The sequence below is a fragment of the Streptomyces sp. NPDC050509 genome (assembly GCF_044457965.1).
In the GTDB taxonomy this organism is placed as follows: Bacteria; Actinomycetota; Actinomycetes; order Streptomycetales; family Streptomycetaceae; genus Streptomyces.
Genome location: NZ_JBITHL010000011.1, coordinates 65,220 through 82,278, shown reverse-complemented (window position 1 = coordinate 82,278; position 17,059 = coordinate 65,220). Strand labels below are relative to the sequence as shown.

Here is a 17,059-nt window from a genome sequence, read left to right as displayed (position 1 = left end):
CACCGGCCGAAGACCCGGCACGCCGCCCCCGGGAAGCGTCCCCGGTCAGTCGGTGGCCGTCAGTGCCGCGCGGGCGGCGGTGAGGATCTCCTCGGAGAGCGGGGAGCCCGTCGTGGCCCGGGCCAGGACGAGCGCGCCGAGCATGGTGCACAGCCGGGCGATGCCGTCCTGGTCCTCGGTCGCGAGCCACCCGGCGAAGTCGCTCACCCCCTCGGTGTAGACGCGGTGGGCCTCGCGGTCCCCGGGGTGGCGCGCCATGTCGGCGGCGAGGGCGGCGGCGGGGCATCCGTCCGCCGCTCTGTCGCGGTGCTCGACGGAGAGGTAGGTGTCGATCAGCGCCCGCTGGGCCGCGTCGCGCTGCCCGTCGCACCGCTCCAGCCCGTCCGCATAGAGCTGGGCGAGGGTGCCGAACGCGTGGGCGGTGGCTTCGTCGATGAGCGCCTCCTTGGAGGCGAACTGCTTGTAGAAGCCGCCGTGGGTCAGACCGGACGCCTTCATGAGGTCGGCGACGCTGACGTGGGTGCCCTGCTCCCTGAACAGCCGGGAGGCGGTCTCCACGACCCGCCGGCGGTTCTCCTCCGCTTGCGCCTGCGATACGCGGCCCATCAGCCACCTCCCGATTGGATGTCGATTGCAATCTATCCTAGGCCATGTTTAGATTGCACTCATAATCTAAATAGGACGCCCTGGCCGGCGCCCGCAACACCGGGAGTGGACATGGAACTGAAGGAAACGGTCGCGGTGGTCACCGGCGCCAACCGGGGGCTCGGGCGCCATCTGGCCGCCCAGCTCGTGGAGCGCGGGGCGACGGTGTACGCGGCGGCCCGCCGCCCCGAGACGGTGGACCTGCCGGGCGTCATCCCGCTGCGCCTGGACGTGACGGACGAGGAGTCGATCCGGGCCGCGGCCCGCACCGCCTCCGACGCGACGCTGCTGGTGAACAACGCGGGCATCTCCACCGCCACACCGCTGATCGCGGGCGACCTGGACGCTGTGCGCCTGGAGATGGAGACGAACTTCTTCGGCCCGCTCACCGTGACACGGGCCTTCGCCCCCGTCATCGAGGGCAACGGCGGCGGCGCCGTACTCAACATCCTGTCGGTCCTGTCCTGGCTGCACCCCGCCGGCCTCGGGTCCTACGCCTCCGCCAAGGCCGCGGCATGGGCGCTCACCGACGCGACCCGGGAGGAACTGGCACCCCGCGGCATCACCGTCTCCGCACTGCACGTCGGGTACATGAACACCGACATGGCCGCGGGCATCCCCGCCGACCAGAAGGCCGACCCCGCCGAGGTCGCCACCCAGGCCCTGGACGGCGTCGAGGCGGGCCTGCCCGAGATCCTCGCCGACGAGACCACCCGGTACGTCCGGCAGAACCTGGCCGCGTCACCGAACGCGGCGTAAGGCACACCCCACAGCCCTGCGGCTCGCCCCTGTCGACCCTTGAGTGAGGACACCTGATGCGTTACACGACCTTCGGACACCGGACCGGACTGCGCGTGTCCGAGTACGCGCTCGGCACGGCCAACTTCGGCACCCGCTGGGGCGCCGGCGCCGAGCCGGACGAAGCCCGCGGTATCTTCGACCGGTTCGCCGAAGCGGGCGGCACCTTCCTCGACACCGCGGACTCCTACCAGTTCGGCGAGTCGGAGGAACTGACTGGGAAGTTCGTCGCCGCCGACCGGGACCACTTCGTCCTGGCCACCAAGTTCACCCTCGGGGCCGCGCCGCAGCCGGGCGTCTCCAGCACGGGCAACAGCCGCAAGAACATGGTCGCCTCCGTGGAAGCCAGCCTCAGGCGCCTGGGCACCGACCGCGTCGACCTGCTCTGGGTGCACTTCCCCGACCAGCTCACCCCCATGGAAGAGATCCTGCGCGGGCTCGATGACCTGGTGAGTTCCGGCAAGATCCACCACGCCGCCCTGTCCAACTTCCCCGCCTGGCGCGTCTCCCGAGCGGTGACCCTCGCGGATCTGAAGAACTGGGCGCCCGTCGTGGGCATCCAGCACGAGTACAGCCTCGTCGAGCGGACCGCCGACCGGGAACTGCTGCCGATGGCCGAGAGCCTCGGACTCGGCGCCGCCCTGTGGTCCCCGCTCGGCGGCGGACTGCTCACCGGAAAGTACCGCCGCAGCGCCGAGGGGCGCCTCAGCGACCTGGGGAAGGTCATCCACACGGAGAACACCGACCAGAAGACCGCCGTCGTCGACGCCGTCCTGGCCGTCGCCGAGGAGGTCGGCGTGACACCTGCCGAGGTCTCGGTGGCCTGGGTGCGGGAGCGTGCCGCCCGGTCCGCGACCTCGCTCGTACCGATCATCGGGCCGCGCAGCCTCGCCCAGCTCGACAGCTACCTGAGCGCTCTCGACGTCCGGCTGACCCCCGAGCAGTTCACCCGCCTGTCCGACGTCAGCGAAGTGCCGCTCGGAGTTCCCCACGAGGCGATCGCCCGGTCCCTCGACGGCATCCGGGGAGGCGACGCCGGCCGCGTCGTCGCCCCAGCCGCGCCGGTGGCCTGAGGCCGGGGAGGGGACGACGATGAGGGCCTTCATGATCGAGCGGTACGGCGACAAGGCCGGTGTGCGCGCCGCCGAGATGCCCGACCCCCGGGTGGGCGCCGACGACGTCCTGGTCCGGATCCATGCGGCGAGCGTCAACCCGCTCGACCTCAAGCTCCGCGACGGGGACTTGAAGTGATCCTGCCGTACGGTCTCCCGCTCATCCTGGGCAACGACCTCGCCGGGGTGGTGGTCCAGGTGGGACCGGCCGTCACACGGTTCGCGGTGGGCACGAGGTGTACGCGCGGCCCGACAAGGACCGTATCGGCACGTTCGCCGAACTCATCGCGGTCCACCAGGACGACGTGGCGGTCAAACCCGCCACGCTCACCATGGAGGAGGCCGCGTCCCTCCCCCTGGTCGCCCTGACCGCGTGGCAGGCGCTGGTGGAGCGGGCACAGGTCCGGCCGGGTCAGAAGGTCCTCATCCACACGGGCTCCGGCGGCGTCGGCACCGTCGCCGTCCAGTTGGCGAAGCATCTGGGCGCGTACGTGGCCACTACGGTGAGCACGGCCAAGGCCGGTCTGGTGAAGCAACTCGGCGCGGATGTCGTCGTCGACCACACGCAGCGGGACTTCACGACCGTCCTCGACGGCTACGACGTCGTCCTGGACACCGTCGGCGGCGAGACGCTCAAGAAGTCCCCGCGGGTCCTCAAGCCCGGCGGGAAGATCATCAGCGTCGCGGGCCCTCCCGACGCGGCCTTCGCCCGCGAACTGGGCGCGAAGGCGGGCAAGGTCGTTGTCGCGATGAGATGAGGGCAGGCCCGTCTCGTATCCGTGCGCGGCGTGGGCGTCGTCCGGTGACAGCTCGCTCGGCGGGTCACGAGAAGCGGTTCCGGAACTCGACGGGCGAGACCTGAAGGACACGGAGGAAGGAACCGCGCATGGCGGCCTCGGTTCCGAAGCCGCTCTCGCGCGCTACGGCATCCGGGCTCCGCGCGGTCTCCAGCAGTCGGCGGGAGGCGAAGGACACCCGGACGCGCTCGACGTACTCCCGGGCCGTCATACCGGCCTGTGCCCTGAACAGGCGGCTGATCTGGCGCTCGGACAGCCCCGCGCGGCGCGCGAACGACGGGAGGGACCAGTCCCCGCCGGGGTCGTCGAGGACCTGGCGCTGTACCGCGCGTAAGGCCGGGTTCCGCGCCTCACGGACGCGCGGCTCCGCGAACTGCGCCTGCCCGCCCGGTGTGCGCGGGGAGGTGGCCAGGGACGCGGCGGTGCGCCGCGCGACCTCGCGCCCCAGATCGTTCCGCACCAGGGACAGTGCCAGATCCAGGGCGGAACCCCCGCCACCGGCGGTCGTGACACGGTCGTCCTCCACCACCGTGTGCCGTGGGTCCACCGTGATGTCCGGGAAGCGGTGGGCGAGTTCCTCGGCGAACGCCCAGTGTGTCGCCGCCGTGCGCCCGTGGAGAAGTCCCGCCTCGGCGAGCAGGAAGGCGCCCGTGCCGACCGATGTCACACGCCGCGCCCCGTCCGCCGCCCTGAGGAGCGCGCGTACGGTTTCCGGCCCGGCCCCGGGAATGCCGTCGGCCCCCGGTACGACCACTGTGTCCACTGTGTCCACACCGGTCACACCTCCGGGGCCGCGATCCGGCAGCATCCCCAGCCCGCTGGAGGTGCGGACCGCCGCGCCGTCCGGCGAGACCGTACGTACGTCGTACCGGAAGCCCTGCGGCGCCCTCGCGTTCGCCCCGGAGAGGACGTCCGCGACGGCGGACACCCCGAGGCTGTCGACGCCCTCGAAGACGAGGACGAGGACCAGCACCGGGACGCCGTCCGTCACAGGCGTACGGCGCCGGAGTTGACGCACGCGAGCAGCGTACGGGCCTGGACGTTGAGGTAATGGCCGTGGGCCGCGAGGGAGTTGAGCTGTCCGATCGTCACCCAGGTGTAGCCTCCGGGGGCTTCGATCGCCGCCGTGTCCGCGTCTGCCTCCACGAACATGTATCTCACGCACGCGTCCAGGAACCGCCCGCCCTCCTCCGAGTGCGTGGCGGAGTAACGGGTCGTGCCGCGTTCGGCGGCGCGCAGGACCGTGTCCAGGAACGGTGGCCGGTCTCCTGTCGGCAGCGGCTCCCAGTCGCGGGGGGTGCACTGGACGGTCGGGGCGAGTTCGACCCGGTTGACGTATCCCGCCTCCACGCGCGCGTGGACGAGCACGTGCGGTACACCGTCCAGGAGGCGGAAGAGGAAGGCCGCCACACCGGTGCCGCACGGCTCGACCAGCGGCTGGGACCAGCCCCTGACCTCGCGGTTGCCGGCCTCGACGGTCACACCGGTGACCCGGAAGAAGCGGCCGTCGGGGCGTCGTACGGAGTCCGCGTCACGGGTCCAGCCGTCGACCTCGGCGAGCGGGATGAGCCGCACGTCGAGGTCGTGGCGGGCCCGCTCGGCGGTGACCCAGGAGAGGAGTTCGACATCGGTGTGCAGGGCGTCCGGATCGGTCGCCGGCAGCGGCAGGCAGCCCAGGACCGTACGGGCGTCCATGTTCACCACATTGTCCAGGCGCAGCAGTTCACCGATCTGGCCGAGGGTCAGCCAGCGGTAGTCGGGCGTGATCGGTATCGCGGTGCCGGCAGCCTCGACCAGCATGTTCCGGTTCGACTTGCGGTAGAACCAGGCGCCGTGCTCCGACTGGAGCGAGTCCGCCAGCACCAGGTCGGGCGGCACCTCCGTGAAGTGCTCCAGGTACCGGACCCCTGAACCGGCGTGTACGCGCTGGTAGTTGCTGCGGGTGGCCTGCACGGTCGGGGAGAGCTGGAGCAGGTTGGGATTGCCCGGCTCCATCTTCGCCTGCATCAGGAAGTGCAGTACGCCGTCGAACTCCTTGGCGAGGATGCCGAGGATGCCCACCTCCGGCTGGTGGATCACGGGTTGCTGCCATCTGCCGAGCGGCCCGCCGCCGATCCTGGCGGCCAGGCCGCGTACCGCGAAGAACCGGCCGCTGTGGTGCACCAGATCGCCGGTTCCGGGGGTGAAGGACCAGCGGTCCAGACGGTCCAGCGGCACCCGGTGCACGGTGAACCGGTGGGCACGGGCCCGCTCGGCGAGCCATCCGGTGACGTCCTCCGTACGCATCTGGTGGCCCTCGCCGGTCACGGCGGCGGACCGGGCCAGCCGCGCGGCCAGATCCTGGGCGCCGCGGGGGCGCAGGAGTGTGGCGGTGCTCATGTCCGGCCTCCCCCTGCTTCGTACGCTTCCACCGCTGCGACCGCTTCCTCTGCTGCGTATGCGAGATGGTCCACCGTCCGGCGCAGCGCCTCGCCGAACGGGACACGAGGTTCCCAGCCGGTGACGGAGCGGAACGCCGAGGCGTCGATCGTGATGCTGGAGAAGTCCCCGCCCTCCGCCTGCTCCGGTGGCTTCACCGAGACCACCGGCACGGGCGGGCGGCCGGTGCGCCGCGCGACGAGGGCGGCGACCTCCTCGAAGACCGGGCCGAGTGGCCGGCCGACGCCCGTACCGAGCAGCCAGTGGCGTCCGGCGAGGGCCTCGGCGTGGTCGAGCCCGGCGACGACGGCGCGGGCCAGGTCCTCGACGTACAGCAGGTCGCGGCGGACCGTGCCGTCGTGCCACATCGTCAGGGGCTCCCCCGCCAGGGCCCGGCGCGCCATCGCCGAGACGACGCCGCGGTCCCGGGCCGTGGGCCCGCCGGCGGGCCCGAACACGGTGGGCAGGCGCAGCGACGTCCCGCGGAGCACGCCGCGGGCGGCGGCGTCGAGCAGGAGCCGTTCGGCGGCGAGCTTCTGGCGGTCGTACGGGCCCGCGGGCCGGTCGGGTTCGGTGCCGTCGAGCACCGCCTTCGCGGTCGGGCCGACCTGGGAGGCGGCGCCGGTGAACACGACCTTGGCCGGCGGCCTGTCCCGGCGGGCGGCGAGCGCGTCGACGAGGTCGCGGACGAGGCCGACGTTGACGCGCTCGGCCGCCGTGTCGCCGTCGGTGATCCGCCAGGTGGCGGTGGCGGAGCTGTACAGCGTGGCGACGACGACCCCGTCGGCGCCGGCCACGGCGGCGGCGATCTCGCCGGGCTCGGTGAGGTCGGCGGTCCGTATCTCGATGTCGGCGCGGGCGTCGGGCGGAACGGCCGCCGGGCGCCGGGAGACGGCCCGGATCCGTACGGGCCGGGCGGCGAGTTCGCGCAGTACGGCCGAGCCGACGAAGCCGGTGGCGCCGAGCAGCGCGATCGTGGGTACGGGGGTCATGGCCACAGTGCGGCCTCCACTTCTCGGCAGGCGTCGTAGGTGGGCAACAGGCCCTTGTCCCGTGCCTCGGCGAGCGTGGGGGCGGCGCTGTCCCGGCCGGACAACCGCGGCGCGGGTCCGGCGGGCAGGGGGAGGCCGAGGGCCGGGTCCAGCGGGGAGACGGCGTGTTCGTGTTCCGGTACGTACCCCTGCGACATCACGTACACGACCATCGAGTCGTCCCGCAGGGAGAGGAAGGCGTGGCCGACGCCGACCGGGATGTACAGGGCGCGGCAGTTCTCGCCGCTGAGTTCGGTGACCTCCCAGCGGCCGAAGGTGGGTGAGCCCACCCTGAGGTCGACGACGAAGTCCCGCACCTGTCCGTACGGGCAGTAGACGTACTTGGCCCGGCCGGGAGGGGTGGCGGTGTAGTGGATGCCGCGGAGCACCCCGCCGGCGGAGAGGTTGTGGCTGATGTCCTTCACCGGGAACAGCGGACGGCCCGTGGCGCCGGTGAACGCGGCGTCCTGGTAGGGCGAGGAGAAGCAGCCGCGGTCGTCCTGGTGGACCGGGGGCGTGAACTCGCGGACCCCTTCGATGCCCAGGGTGCGGATCTGTACGGCGCTCATAGGTCTCCCTCGTCTCCCTTCGTGTCGCCGGTGATCTCCAGCAGGTACCGGCCGTAGGGCGAGTGCGCCAGGCCGAGGCCCAGCCGGTGGCAGGTGGCGCGGTCGATGTAGCCCATGCGCCAGGCGATCTCCTCGATACAGCCGATGCGTACCCCCTGCCGGTGGGAGAGCATCTGCACGTACTGACCGGCCTCGGTGAGCGCGTCGTGGGTGCCGGTGTCGAGCCAGACGAACCCCCGGCCCAACTGGACGAACTCGGCCTTCCCGCGCTCCAGATAGGTCCGGTTGACGTCGGTGATCTCCAGCTCGCCGCGTGCGGAGGGGCGCAGCCCCCGGGCGATCCCCACCACGTCGTTGTCGTAGAAGTAGAGACCGGTGACGGCCAGGTTGGAGCGGGGGGCGGCGGGTTTCTCGTCGAGCCGCAGCAGGGTGCCCGAGGCGTCGACCTCGCCGACCCCGTAGCGCTCGGGATCGCTCACCGGATAGCCGAACAGGACGCAGCCGTCGATGTTCCGGGCGGCGGTGCGCAGGATCTCGCCGAAGCCGGGACCGTGGAAGAGGTTGTCGCCGAGGACGAGGGCGACGGAGTCGTCCCCCACGTGCTCGGCGCCGACGACGAACGCGTCGGCGATGCCCCGGGGCTTGTCCTGTTCGGCGTAGGTCAGGCGCAGGCCGAGCCGGGAGCCGTCGCCGAGCAGCCGCTGGAAGCCGTGGACGTCCTGCGGGTCCGCGATGATCTGGATCTCGGTGATGCCGGCGAGCATCAGCACGGACAGCGGGTGGTAGATCATGGGCTTGTCGTAGACCGGCAGCAACTGCTTCGAGACACCGAGTGTGATCGGGTACAGCCGGGTCCCGTGGCCGCCGGCCAGGATGATCCCCTTCATTCCGTGGCCTCCCGCTGGGCCGGGACGCTCGCGTGTGCCTCGAAGTGGCTCGGCCGGCCGTCCACGTGCACCTCGCTGCCCAGACGCCTGGCCGCCGAGCGGGCCATGAGCTGCCAGGTGCCGTCGAGGTGGCGCAGCGCCACGGAGTGCCACGGCGTGGTCCAGGCGTCGGCCTCGCCGACCAGCCCGATGCCGAACTTGGGCTCGCGGCGGCTCTGCGGGTGGATGGAGAGGCGGACGTTGTCCGGGTGGTGCTGGGCGATGAGTTCGCCCCAGGCCCGGCTGCGGGCGATGACCTCGTAGGCGCGGCGGCGGCAGTCCCGCTGGAGCGCCGAGCGGGAACCCTCCCAGTTGGCCACGTCCTCCACGAGGAACCGGGTGATGCCGCGGTACATGCGCAACGTCGACTCGTCGCCGCGTACTTCGGCCCGCAGCTCCTCGACCGACGGGCCGAGGGTCCGCGCGGCGAGCGCGCGCTTCTCGTCGTACGACAGGTCGGGGCCGTACACGTCCTTCAGGTCGAAGGTGCCGAGGTGGGCGCCGAGTCCCTCGGTACGGATCATCTCGCGCAGGCCGTGTCCGTAGGCGTCGATGTGCTCGTCAGGGACCCCGATGACATCACCGAAGATATGGCCGTCGGAGCAGATCAGGATCTTCGCGCCGGGCTCGTGGAACTTGGCCATCTCCGCGCACAGGGAGCCCAGGAAACGCAGCGCGAGCCGTTCGCCGTGGTCCGGGAGACTGCCGAAGACCTTGTCCGGGTTGGGCGACTTGCAGGGGAAGCCGGGCAGGCTGAAGATCACCGGCTCGCCGCGCTCGACGAATCCGCCGATCTGGGCCAACTGCTCCGGGAAGTCGTCGGGGGTGTCGAGGTGCTGATCGGGTTCGGCGGCACGCCGGTGCGGGAGCAGCAGCTCCAGGATCTCCCGGCTGACGCGTTCGGCCGCGGAGGCCGGGTTGAAGGTGGTGGCCATCTGGGACATGGGTGTTCGACTCGCTTCCGCTGATCGTCTGACGGGTGGTGCGGTTGGGGATGGGGTGCGGGGGCTTGTCGGGGGATGAGAGAGGGAGAGAGGGAGCTACGGCGGTGCGGGGGCTCAGGCAGTGCGGTGCTGTACGGGGCAGCCGGCGGCCGTTTGCGCGGTCGCCGACGGCCCGTATGCGAGGGGGAGTTCGTCGACGCCCCGGGCGAGGACGGCGCCGATCCACCGCAGGTCCTGGTCCTCGACGGCGAGGCGTATACCGGGCAGCCGGGTGAGCACCGCGCGTAGACCGATCTGGAGTTCGATTCGGGCGAGCGCGGCACCGGGGCAGAAGTGGATGCCGTGGCCGAAGGCGAGGTGCGGGTTGGGCGTGCGGTCCAGGTCGAGGGTGTCGGCATCGGGGAACCGCTCCGGGTCGCGGTTGGCGGCGCTCAGCGACACGATGACGGAGTCGCCGGCCGGGATCCTGGTGCCGAAGAGGTCCGCGTCCTCGGCGAAGAACCGCCAGGTGGTGAGTTCGAAGGCGCTGTCGTGACGGAGCAGTTCCTCCACCGCCCGGGCAGGCAGCCCGGGGTCGGCCCCGTCGCCCTCGTGCAGGGCCGCCGTGAGCCGCCGCAGTTCGGCGGGGTGGCGCAGGAGGGCGATGAGGGCGGTGGTGATCTGGTTGGTCACCGGTTCCTGTCCGGCGACCAGCAACTGGAAGACGACGGAGTCCTGTTCCTCCTTGGTGATGTCCCCTTCGTCGCAGGCCACGACGAGCCTGGTGAGCAGGTCGTCGCCGGGGTTGCGCCTCTTGTCCTCGGTGACCTCGGCGATGTAGCCCTGCAGACCGCGCAGCCGCGCCTCGTAGACGGGCCGCTGCGGATCGGCGGGGCCGACGGGCTGTACGACCTTGCCCCAGTCCCGGTCGAACCGTGCCGCCAGGGAGGCGGGCAGGCCGATCACCTCGGTCAGGACCCGGAGCGGGAAGTGCGCGGCGAAGTTCGCGACCACGTCGATCACACCGCTCGCGCCGGTGTCCTGCTGGGTGCCCAGGGCGGCGTCGAGCAGCTCGTCGGCGATCTCCTCGAACCGGGGGCGCATGCGCTCGACATGGCGGGGCGCGAACGCCTCGGCGACCAGTTTCCGCATCACGGTGTGCTGGGGCGGGTCCTGGTGCAGCAGGTGGGCCTGGAGCTGGGAGTGCTGGGGCTCGGGCATGATGGCGGCGCGCTCGCGCCAGGCGTCGTTGCCGAGGTCGTGGTTCTTGCCGAGGCGGTCGTCGTTCAGCGCGCTGTGCGCCGCCGCGTATCCGGTGACCAGCCATGCGTTGACCCCGCTGGGAAACGTGACCCGGTGGACGGGCCCCTCCTCCCGGAGGTCGCGGTACAGGGGGTAGGGGTCGGTCTTGTAGTCCTTGCCGTAGAGGGGCAGAGGTTCGGGCTGCGGCATGGCGTGGCGGTTCCTTTCCGAGGGGTCAGCGCAGCGGGGCCAGGACCTCGCCCGTCCCGGCGTGACGTACGGTGATCGCTTCCATGGGACAGATCTCCGCGGCGTCCACCACACGGGCGTCCGGCGCGATCAGCTCCGTCACCGCGCGGGAGCGGCCGGAGTCCAGGCGCAGCAGGCCGTGTGCCGTCGCGAGACACAGTCCGGAGCCGGCGCAGGCACGCCGGTCGACCTCGATCCGCCACGCGGGCCGGTTCCGGCCGCGGTCCTCGTCCGGCTCACCCTGGGCTCCGGGGGCGGGCGGGGTCACCATGTGACCAGGAGGGACTCCGGTGCCCGTGCGATCAGGCCGGGCTTCCACGGGACGTCCGCCACCGGACCGGCCAGTCGCAGGGTGGGGAACCGGTCGAGCAGTCCCCCGATCGCGGCCTGCAACTCGGCGCGGGCCAGGGCCGCTCCGAGGCAGTAGTGGATGCCGTGGCCGAAGCCGAGGTGTGCGTTGCGTTCACGGTCGAACCGAATGGTCTCCGGGTCCGTGAAGGCGCGCTCGTCACGGTCGCCGGCGGCCCGCTGGAAGATGACCGTCTCCCCCGCGCGGATGAGCACCCCGCCGATCTCCACGTCCTCGGCGGCCCGGCGCGGGAAACTGCCCGTGGAGCGCAGGGGGACGATACGCAGCATTTCCTCGATGGCGGGACCCATGAGGGAGCGGTCCGCGCACAGTTGCTCGTACAGGTCACGCTGTGCCAGCAGGAGGAACGCGACATTGGAAATCATGCTGAGCGATGTCTCGTGTCCGGCCATGAGAATGCCGATTCCGGTCCTCACGGCCTCGACCTCCGTCATCTCACCGGCGTCCAGAGCCGAGATGAGAACGGATATGAGGTCGTCGGACTGAGTGCTTCGGCGCAGCGTGATGAGTTTACGCAGGAATTCCTCCAGGCCGTCCCTGGCTTCGTCTATCTCCTCCTTGGTGTGCGCCGAGGTGGCGACGAAGACATCGGAGTACCTGCGGAATTCGGCGCGTTCCTCGTACGGGACGCCGAACAGTTCCACGATCATGCGTACGGGAAGCGGGACCGCCAGTCTCGCCACCAGGTCGCCGGGCGGGCCGGCCGCCTCCATCGCGTCGAGTTCCGAGGTGACCAGCTCCCGCATGCGGGCGGTGAGTTCGGCGACGATACGGGGCCGGAACGCGTGCGCGACGATTCTGCGGACCCGTCCGTGGTCCGGCGGATCCATGCTGAGCAGGTTCCCGGGGCGCAGGGGCAGCGGTGTCACCCGGGCGGTGTCCGGTTCCGTCGCGGCGCGGGAGCTGAACCGGGGGTCGGCGAGGAACTCCTTCATCTCGTGGTATCCGGTGATGAGCCAGGCCTCACCGCCGTAGGGCATGGTGACCCGGGACACCGGCTCGGCGCGGCACAGTTCCGTGTAACGGGGATTCAGATCCAGCCGGACAACGGGGCCGAAGGGATATCCCGGGGGCCCGGCCTTTTCTGTGGCCGTATCCGTGACGGTCATGGTTCCACCTTCTGTGGTGCGTCCGCGGCACAGGGAAACAACAGAACCGGGGACGCTCGGTCAGGCAGGAGAGGGGAGAGCGGACCGAAGTCCCGGAAGGGGACGGATCGGTCTCGGCGGGCGGCACTTCCGACGGCGCCGCACCGGCCTTTCGCTCGGGGATCCTCTCAAAAGAACCCGTCCGGTGGAACTCTGTTCGATATCGAGGGGCTGATTCCGCGAAAACGGCGGGCGGCGCTCCCACAAGCGCTGCCCGCCGTATGTGCCGGACCGGTGCGATCCGGCCCGGAGTTCAAGTGCGGCTATTCCACGGTTGAACGTCCTTTCCCGGTCACCTGCGCGCGTAGAGCCGCATCGTGACCGGTCCGAAGACCAGCAGGAACAGCGCCGACCAGCCCAGCACCCAGGCGATGGCCGCCGAGGGCATGCCGCCGGCCATCAGGCCCCGTACCGCGTCGCACAGATGTGAGACGGGGCTGTTGTTGACGAACGCCTGGAGCCAGCCCGGCATGGTGCCCGGGTCGACGAACACATTGCTCAGGAACGACAGCGGGAAGATCACCATCATCGAGACGCCCATCACCGACTTCTCCGAGCGCAGCAGCAGACCGAACATGGTCCACACCCAGGAGAAGGCGAAGCTGAAGACGAGCAGCAGGGCCACGCCCGCCAGCACCCCGAGGGGCCCGCCGTCCGGCCGGAACCCGAGGATCAGACCGACCGTCAGGATGACGACGGCGGCGACGGTGTAGCGGAGCATGTCGCCGAGCAGGTAGCCGACCATGGGCGCGGGCCGCCAGATCGGAAGGGTCCGGAAGCGGTCGAACACGCCTTTGGCGATGTCGGTGTTGAGGGAGATGCCCGTGTACATCGTGGTCATGACGATGGACATCACCAGGATGCCGGGCAGCAGGAACTGGACGTACTCCCCCGTCGACCCCGCCAGCGCCCCGCCGAAGAGGTACGTGAACATCAGCACCATCATGATCGGCATGGCGGTGACGTCGAAGAGCTGCTCGGGCACGTGCTTGATCTTCAGCATCGCCCGCCAGCCGAACGCCATGGACGCCGTCGGCGCCCCGGCCCTCGGCCGCCGGCCGGGCGGCGGGGCCAGCAGTTCGGCCAGGGACGCCGCGGAGACCCGGGCGGGCCCCTCGGCACGGTCGTCGGTCTTCACCATGGTGGTCATGCCAGGGCCTCCTCGGCGCTGCGGCCGCGGGAGGCGGCGTCGTCGGTCAGGGCGAGGAAGACCTCGTCGAGGCTGGGCTGCCCCAGGGAGAAGGTGTCGACGGCGATACCGGCCCGGGCCAGTTCGGCCAGGGCGCGGGAGGCCTGCTCGGCCGCCTCGGCGCCGCCGGCCCCCACGACACCCACACGGGCGGTCAGGGCGACCGGGTCGGGGTCGGGCTGTACCGGGGCGCCGTCCAGGCAGAGCCTCAACAGCCGTTCGGCGTCGGGTCGTTGGGCGGCGTCCCGCAACCGCAGGTGCACCGAGCCGCCGCCCACGGAGGCCTTCAGCTCGCCCTTGGTGCCCTCCGCGATCACCTTGCCGCTGTCGATCACCGCGATCCGGGCGGCCAGTTGGTCGGCCTCGTCCAGGTACTGGGTGGTGAGGAGCACCGTCGTGCCCTGGTCGACGATGGCCCGCACGATGTCCCAGACGTGGTTGCGGCTGCGCGGGTCGAGTCCGGTGGTGGGCTCGTCCAGGAAGAGCAGGTCGGGGGTGTTGAGGAGGGAGGCCGCGATGTCGAGCCGGCGCCGCATGCCGCCGGAGTACGTCCTCACCTGCCGGTGCGCCGCGTCGGTGAGGACGAAGGCCTCCAGCATCCGTTCGGCGCGGGTACGGGCGCCGGCCTTGCCGTGGCCCAGCAGGCGGCCGAGGAGGACGAGGTTCTCGGCGCCGGTCAGGTCCTCGTCGAGCGAGGCGTACTGCCCGGTGAGGGAGACACACGCACGCACCTCGTCCGCCTCGCGTACGACATCACGGCCGAAGACGCGGGCCTCGCCGCCGTCCGGCCGCAGCAGGGTCGCGAGCATCTTCACGAAGGTCGTCTTGCCCGCCCCGTTGGGGCCGAGGACCCCGTAGACCGTACCGGCGGGGATGACGAGGTCGATGCCGTCGACCGCCCTCTTGCCTCCGAAGGTCTTCACCAGTCCCGTGGTCTCGATGGCCGCGGTCGTGCTGCCCGTCCTCATCGTGTCCTCCCCCGTCCTGCGCCGTCCGCTGCGCACGTGTCGTCCGCGTACATGCCGTCCGCGCACGTGTCGTCCTTCGTGCGGCCGAGGCGGACGGATAGCAGCGCCTTGGTCACTGTGGACCCCTTCGTCGTGGTCGTGCTCGTGGTCGTGCTCGTCGTGGTCGTTCGGAGATCCCGGAAGCCATCGGAGCCGTCCGAGCCAATGCGTTGGCTACCAATAGATAACACAGCAATACTTCTCTTGTGTAGGCTGGCAACTCATGAGACACGATGCGGTGCGAGGCCACCTGGACGGACTCCTGCTCGCCGTGCTGGAGCCCGCTCCTCTGCACGGCTACGCGATCATCACGGCCGTCCAGCAGCGCAGCGGTGGCGCCCTGGAGCTGCGCACGGGGACGATCTATCCGGCGCTCAACCGCCTGGAGCGCGTCGGCCTGCTGCGCAGCAGTTGGGAGTCGGCCGGCGAGCGGCGGCGGCGTTGTTACGAACTCACCGACGCCGGACGAGGCACTCTGGCACGCGAGCGAACGGCGTGGCAGGAGTTCACCACCGCGATCGGCTCGGTCCTGAACCCCGTCACACCGCCCGGAGCCGTCACATGAGCACCGTCAGCCCGCAGAGCGATCCCGTCGAGGACTACGTCGCCTCCCTGGCCGCGGCCCTGCACGGCCCGGCGCGCGCCAAGGACCGGATGGTGGCGGAGGTACGGGAAGGCCTCACGGACGCGGTGTCGGAGCGCACCCGGGCGGGGCTGACGTACCAGCGGGCGGCCGACCAGGCGATGCGCGAGTTCGGGACGACGGACGAGCTCGTGGTGAGCTGGCAGCGTGAGCTGACGATCGCCCAGGCCCGGCACACCGCGCGGGCCGTCGCCCTCACCATTCCCTTCGTGATCGCCTGCTGGTACCTGGTCCGGCAGGCCGGCGACGAGGGGACCTGGCAACTGCCGCGCACGGCCCAGTTACTGGCGGTCCATCTGGCCGGGGTCTCGGCCGCCGCCGCGCTGCTCGCGGCGGTGACCCTGGCGGCCACCGGCACGCTCGCCCGCTGGCTGCCCACACCGGACCGGCTGCCCCTCACCGTCGCGTGGGCGGGCACCACCGCCAGCGTCTCCATGGCGGTCGCCACGCTCGCCCTGGCCATCGCGGCGGCGCTGGGCACCAACTGGCTGCTGCTGGCCTTCGCCGGCGCGCTCGCCGCCACCTCCCACGGCCTCATCGCGAGCTCGGCCCGCTCCTGCAGACGCTGCGCCCGGCTGCCGCTGGGCGAGCCCTGACCGTGAACGGCCCCGGTACACGAAGGGATCCGCCGCCTCCCCGGCCCATCAGGCCGGGGAGGCGGCGGATCCCTTCGCCGTTCACTGCAGGTAGGCCTTCTCGCGGACCGCCTCTTCGGATGTCTTCTCGATCCGCCGCATCGCCATGTTCAGGATCGGCGGCGCCATGAGCGAGGTGACGACGGCGATCAGCACGATGATGGTGAAGGACTCGGTGGTGAGCACCCCGAGCCGCAGTCCCGCCATCGCGATGACGACCTCGACGACGCCCCGGGCGTTCAGGCCGGCGCCGAGGGCCAGCCCCTCCCATCGCGTCAGCCTGCTGAGCCGGGCGCCGAGGTAGGCGCCGAGGAACTTGCCCACCACCGCGACGACGAGCAGCAGGATCGCGGTCCCCAGGACCACCGGGTCGGCGAGCCCGGTCAGATCCATGCGCAGTCCGGCCGCGGCGAAGAAGACCGGCGCGAACACGGCCATCACCACCGTGCGCAGGGCGGCCAGCCGGGCCGGCGCCAACGCCCCCGTACAACTGATGATCAGGCCGCCCACGAACGCGCCGAAGATGGGTTCCTGCTTGAGCGCGTGGGCGGCGGCGGCGAACAGCAGCACGATCACCACCACCGCGGCGACGGACGATCCCGGATCGGCCGCCCTCGCCGTTCTGCGCAGCACGGCCCCGACGGCGGCGCGGCCGGCGGTGAAGGCGACGAGGAGGAAGAGCAGCAGGGAGGCGAGCGTCAGGGCGACGTTCCCCGCGGTCAGACCGACCGTCGCCAGCGCCGTCACCATCGACAGCAGGAACCACGCCACCGTGTCGTCGATCATCCCCGCCGTCAGGATGAGCTGCCCCATGTCGCGGTGGAGGAACCCCATGTCGGCCAGGGTCTTGGCGATGACGGGCAGCGCGCTGACGGACATCGCCACCCCGAGGAAGAGCGCGAACACCGTACGGTCGACGTCCCCCGGCACCAGCACCGCGGGCAGCAGGAAGGCGACGCCGACGCCGAGGAGCAGCGGTACGACGAGACCGCCCGCGCTGACCCGCACGGCCGTGCCGCCCTGCCGGCGGATCAGCCCGAGGCTCAGTTGGGTTCCGGTGACGCCGACCAGGAGCAGCAGACCGATCTGGCTGAACGCGTCGAGGAGATGGAACTGGGCGGCCTCCTTCGGGAAGAGCCACTCGGTCACCGCCGGCGCGAACCGGTCGAGCAGCGAGGGGCCGAGCACGACACCGACCAGCAGTTCACCCACGACGGCGGGCATCCCCCAGCGCACCGCCAGCCGCCCGAAGAGCGACGCGAGCGCCAGCAACACCGCGACCTGGGTCAGCAGCAGGAGGAAGGAGTGTGCGCCGAGCGGCGCGATCGGCGCGGCGGCCATGGTCATGGCCGGCCCC

17 protein-coding genes and 1 pseudogene are annotated in these 17,059 nt (G+C 71.3%); 5 read left to right on the top strand and 13 right to left on the bottom strand.

Going from position 1 to position 17,059, the window contains the following annotated elements; all coding sequences use genetic code 11:
• Window positions 1-45 precede the first annotated feature (45 nt).
• A complete protein-coding gene (locus ACIBJC_RS29135) occupies window positions 46-606 on the bottom strand; it encodes a TetR/AcrR family transcriptional regulator (RefSeq protein WP_399297482.1) in 561 nt (186 codons plus the stop codon).
• A gap of 111 nt (window positions 607-717) precedes the next feature.
• Here ACIBJC_RS29135 and ACIBJC_RS29130 point away from each other — a divergent pair, with 111 nt between their 5' ends.
• The 3 genes and pseudogenes from ACIBJC_RS29130 to ACIBJC_RS29120 form a co-directional block, all read left to right on the top strand.
• Complete coding sequence (locus ACIBJC_RS29130) at window positions 718-1,404, top strand: SDR family oxidoreductase (protein WP_399297480.1); 687 nt, start codon at window positions 718-720, stop codon at window positions 1,402-1,404.
• 56 nt (window positions 1,405-1,460) lie between these two features.
• Window positions 1,461-2,516, top strand: coding sequence for an aldo/keto reductase (locus ACIBJC_RS29125; protein ID WP_399297478.1), 1,056 nt, complete (start codon window positions 1,461-1,463; stop codon window positions 2,514-2,516).
• A 19-nt stretch (window positions 2,517-2,535) separates the two neighbouring features.
• Window positions 2,536-3,280: pseudogene (locus tag ACIBJC_RS29120) on the top strand (NADP-dependent oxidoreductase); the annotation flags it as partial.
• A 97-nt stretch (window positions 3,281-3,377) separates the two neighbouring features.
• Here the strand turns inward: ACIBJC_RS29120 and ACIBJC_RS29115 are convergent.
• The 11 genes from ACIBJC_RS29115 to ACIBJC_RS29065 all read right to left on the bottom strand — a co-directional run bounded on the left by ACIBJC_RS29115 (window position 3,378) and on the right by ACIBJC_RS29065 (window position 14,385).
• A complete protein-coding gene (locus ACIBJC_RS29115) occupies window positions 3,378-4,370 on the bottom strand; it encodes a GlxA family transcriptional regulator (protein ID WP_399297476.1) in 993 nt (330 codons plus the stop codon).
• Window positions 4,340-5,731 (bottom strand): NDP-hexose 2,3-dehydratase family protein, encoded by a 1,392-nt coding sequence (locus ACIBJC_RS29110; protein ID WP_399297474.1) that lies wholly within the window; start codon window positions 5,729-5,731, stop codon window positions 4,340-4,342. Before ACIBJC_RS29110 ends, ACIBJC_RS29115 begins: the two co-directional genes overlap by 31 nt.
• Window positions 5,728-6,762: an NAD-dependent epimerase/dehydratase family protein gene (locus tag ACIBJC_RS29105; protein WP_399297472.1), complete on the bottom strand. Its 1,035-nt coding sequence runs from the start codon at window positions 6,760-6,762 to the stop codon at window positions 5,728-5,730. The genes ACIBJC_RS29110 and ACIBJC_RS29105 overlap by 4 nt, the downstream gene beginning before the upstream one ends.
• Complete coding sequence (locus tag ACIBJC_RS29100) at window positions 6,759-7,370, bottom strand: dTDP-4-dehydrorhamnose 3,5-epimerase family protein (RefSeq protein WP_399297470.1); 612 nt, start codon at window positions 7,368-7,370, stop codon at window positions 6,759-6,761. Before ACIBJC_RS29100 ends, ACIBJC_RS29105 begins: the two co-directional genes overlap by 4 nt.
• Window positions 7,367-8,257: a glucose-1-phosphate thymidylyltransferase RfbA gene (rfbA, locus tag ACIBJC_RS29095; RefSeq protein WP_399297468.1), complete on the bottom strand. Its 891-nt coding sequence runs from the start codon at window positions 8,255-8,257 to the stop codon at window positions 7,367-7,369. The genes ACIBJC_RS29100 and rfbA overlap by 4 nt, the downstream gene beginning before the upstream one ends.
• Entirely contained in the window at window positions 8,254-9,231 is a 978-nt protein-coding gene (locus tag ACIBJC_RS29090) for an L-tyrosine/L-tryptophan isonitrile synthase family protein (protein WP_399297466.1), read from the bottom strand. Before ACIBJC_RS29090 ends, rfbA begins: the two co-directional genes overlap by 4 nt.
• A 123-nt stretch (window positions 9,232-9,354) precedes the next feature.
• On the bottom strand, window positions 9,355-10,671 hold the full coding sequence (locus ACIBJC_RS29085; protein ID WP_399297464.1) for a cytochrome P450: 1,317 nt from the start codon (window positions 10,669-10,671) through the stop codon (window positions 9,355-9,357).
• A 25-nt stretch (window positions 10,672-10,696) separates the two neighbouring features.
• Window positions 10,697-10,981, bottom strand: coding sequence for a ferredoxin (locus ACIBJC_RS29080; RefSeq protein ID WP_399297462.1), 285 nt, complete (start codon window positions 10,979-10,981; stop codon window positions 10,697-10,699).
• Window positions 10,975-12,189 carry a cytochrome P450 gene (locus tag ACIBJC_RS29075; RefSeq protein WP_399297460.1) on the bottom strand — a complete coding sequence of 405 codons (1,215 nt, stop codon included), beginning with the start codon at window positions 12,187-12,189 and terminating at the stop codon, window positions 10,975-10,977. The genes ACIBJC_RS29080 and ACIBJC_RS29075 overlap by 7 nt, the downstream gene beginning before the upstream one ends.
• 331 nt (window positions 12,190-12,520) lie before the next feature.
• Window positions 12,521-13,378: an ABC transporter permease gene (locus ACIBJC_RS29070; RefSeq protein WP_399297458.1), complete on the bottom strand. Its 858-nt coding sequence runs from the start codon at window positions 13,376-13,378 to the stop codon at window positions 12,521-12,523.
• Complete coding sequence (locus tag ACIBJC_RS29065) at window positions 13,375-14,385, bottom strand: ATP-binding cassette domain-containing protein (RefSeq protein WP_399297456.1); 1,011 nt, start codon at window positions 14,383-14,385, stop codon at window positions 13,375-13,377. The genes ACIBJC_RS29070 and ACIBJC_RS29065 overlap by 4 nt, the downstream gene beginning before the upstream one ends.
• A gap of 262 nt (window positions 14,386-14,647) precedes the next feature.
• Here ACIBJC_RS29065 and ACIBJC_RS29060 point away from each other — a divergent pair, with 262 nt between their 5' ends.
• Both ACIBJC_RS29060 and ACIBJC_RS29055 read left to right on the top strand, forming a co-directional pair.
• Window positions 14,648-14,989, top strand: a complete 342-nt coding sequence (locus ACIBJC_RS29060; protein ID WP_399297454.1) for a PadR family transcriptional regulator — start codon at window positions 14,648-14,650, stop codon at window positions 14,987-14,989.
• The gene (locus ACIBJC_RS29055; protein ID WP_399297452.1) at window positions 14,986-15,663 is read left to right on the top strand and encodes a permease prefix domain 1-containing protein; all 678 of its coding nucleotides are present in this window, start codon (window positions 14,986-14,988) and stop codon (window positions 15,661-15,663) included. The genes ACIBJC_RS29060 and ACIBJC_RS29055 overlap by 4 nt, the downstream gene beginning before the upstream one ends.
• An 81-nt stretch (window positions 15,664-15,744) precedes the next feature.
• Here ACIBJC_RS29055 and ACIBJC_RS29050 read toward each other — a convergent pair whose 3' ends face one another.
• Window positions 15,745-17,049, bottom strand: coding sequence for a cation:proton antiporter (locus ACIBJC_RS29050; RefSeq protein WP_399297450.1), 1,305 nt, complete (start codon window positions 17,047-17,049; stop codon window positions 15,745-15,747).
• Window positions 17,050-17,059 lie beyond the last annotated feature (10 nt).

Excerpts from the sequence above, each read along its gene's own strand:
- ACIBJC_RS29135 (WP_399297482.1), bottom strand. The coding sequence starts at position 606 with ATGGGCCGCGTATCGCAGGCGCAAGCGGAGGAGAACCGCCGGCGGGTC.
- ACIBJC_RS29130 (WP_399297480.1), top strand. The coding sequence starts at position 718 with ATGGAACTGAAGGAAACGGTCGCGGTGGTCACCGGCGCCAACCGGGGG.
- ACIBJC_RS29125 (WP_399297478.1), top strand. The coding sequence starts at position 1,461 with ATGCGTTACACGACCTTCGGACACCGGACCGGACTGCGCGTGTCCGAG.
- ACIBJC_RS29110 (WP_399297474.1), bottom strand. The coding sequence starts at position 5,731 with ATGAGCACCGCCACACTCCTGCGCCCCCGCGGCGCCCAGGATCTGGCC.
- ACIBJC_RS29105 (WP_399297472.1), bottom strand. The coding sequence starts at position 6,762 with ATGACCCCCGTACCCACGATCGCGCTGCTCGGCGCCACCGGCTTCGTC.
- ACIBJC_RS29100 (WP_399297470.1), bottom strand. The coding sequence starts at position 7,370 with ATGAGCGCCGTACAGATCCGCACCCTGGGCATCGAAGGGGTCCGCGAG.
- rfbA (WP_399297468.1), bottom strand. The coding sequence starts at position 8,257 with ATGAAGGGGATCATCCTGGCCGGCGGCCACGGGACCCGGCTGTACCCG.
- ACIBJC_RS29090 (WP_399297466.1), bottom strand. The coding sequence starts at position 9,231 with ATGGCCACCACCTTCAACCCGGCCTCCGCGGCCGAACGCGTCAGCCGG.
- ACIBJC_RS29085 (WP_399297464.1), bottom strand. The coding sequence starts at position 10,671 with ATGCCGCAGCCCGAACCTCTGCCCCTCTACGGCAAGGACTACAAGACC.
- ACIBJC_RS29080 (WP_399297462.1), bottom strand. The coding sequence starts at position 10,981 with ATGGTGACCCCGCCCGCCCCCGGAGCCCAGGGTGAGCCGGACGAGGAC.
- ACIBJC_RS29075 (WP_399297460.1), bottom strand. The coding sequence starts at position 12,189 with ATGACCGTCACGGATACGGCCACAGAAAAGGCCGGGCCCCCGGGATAT.
- ACIBJC_RS29070 (WP_399297458.1), bottom strand. The coding sequence starts at position 13,378 with ATGACCACCATGGTGAAGACCGACGACCGTGCCGAGGGGCCCGCCCGG.
- ACIBJC_RS29065 (WP_399297456.1), bottom strand. The coding sequence starts at position 14,385 with ATGAGGACGGGCAGCACGACCGCGGCCATCGAGACCACGGGACTGGTG.
- ACIBJC_RS29060 (WP_399297454.1), top strand. The coding sequence starts at position 14,648 with ATGAGACACGATGCGGTGCGAGGCCACCTGGACGGACTCCTGCTCGCC.
- ACIBJC_RS29055 (WP_399297452.1), top strand. The coding sequence starts at position 14,986 with ATGAGCACCGTCAGCCCGCAGAGCGATCCCGTCGAGGACTACGTCGCC.
- ACIBJC_RS29050 (WP_399297450.1), bottom strand. The coding sequence starts at position 17,049 with ATGACCATGGCCGCCGCGCCGATCGCGCCGCTCGGCGCACACTCCTTC.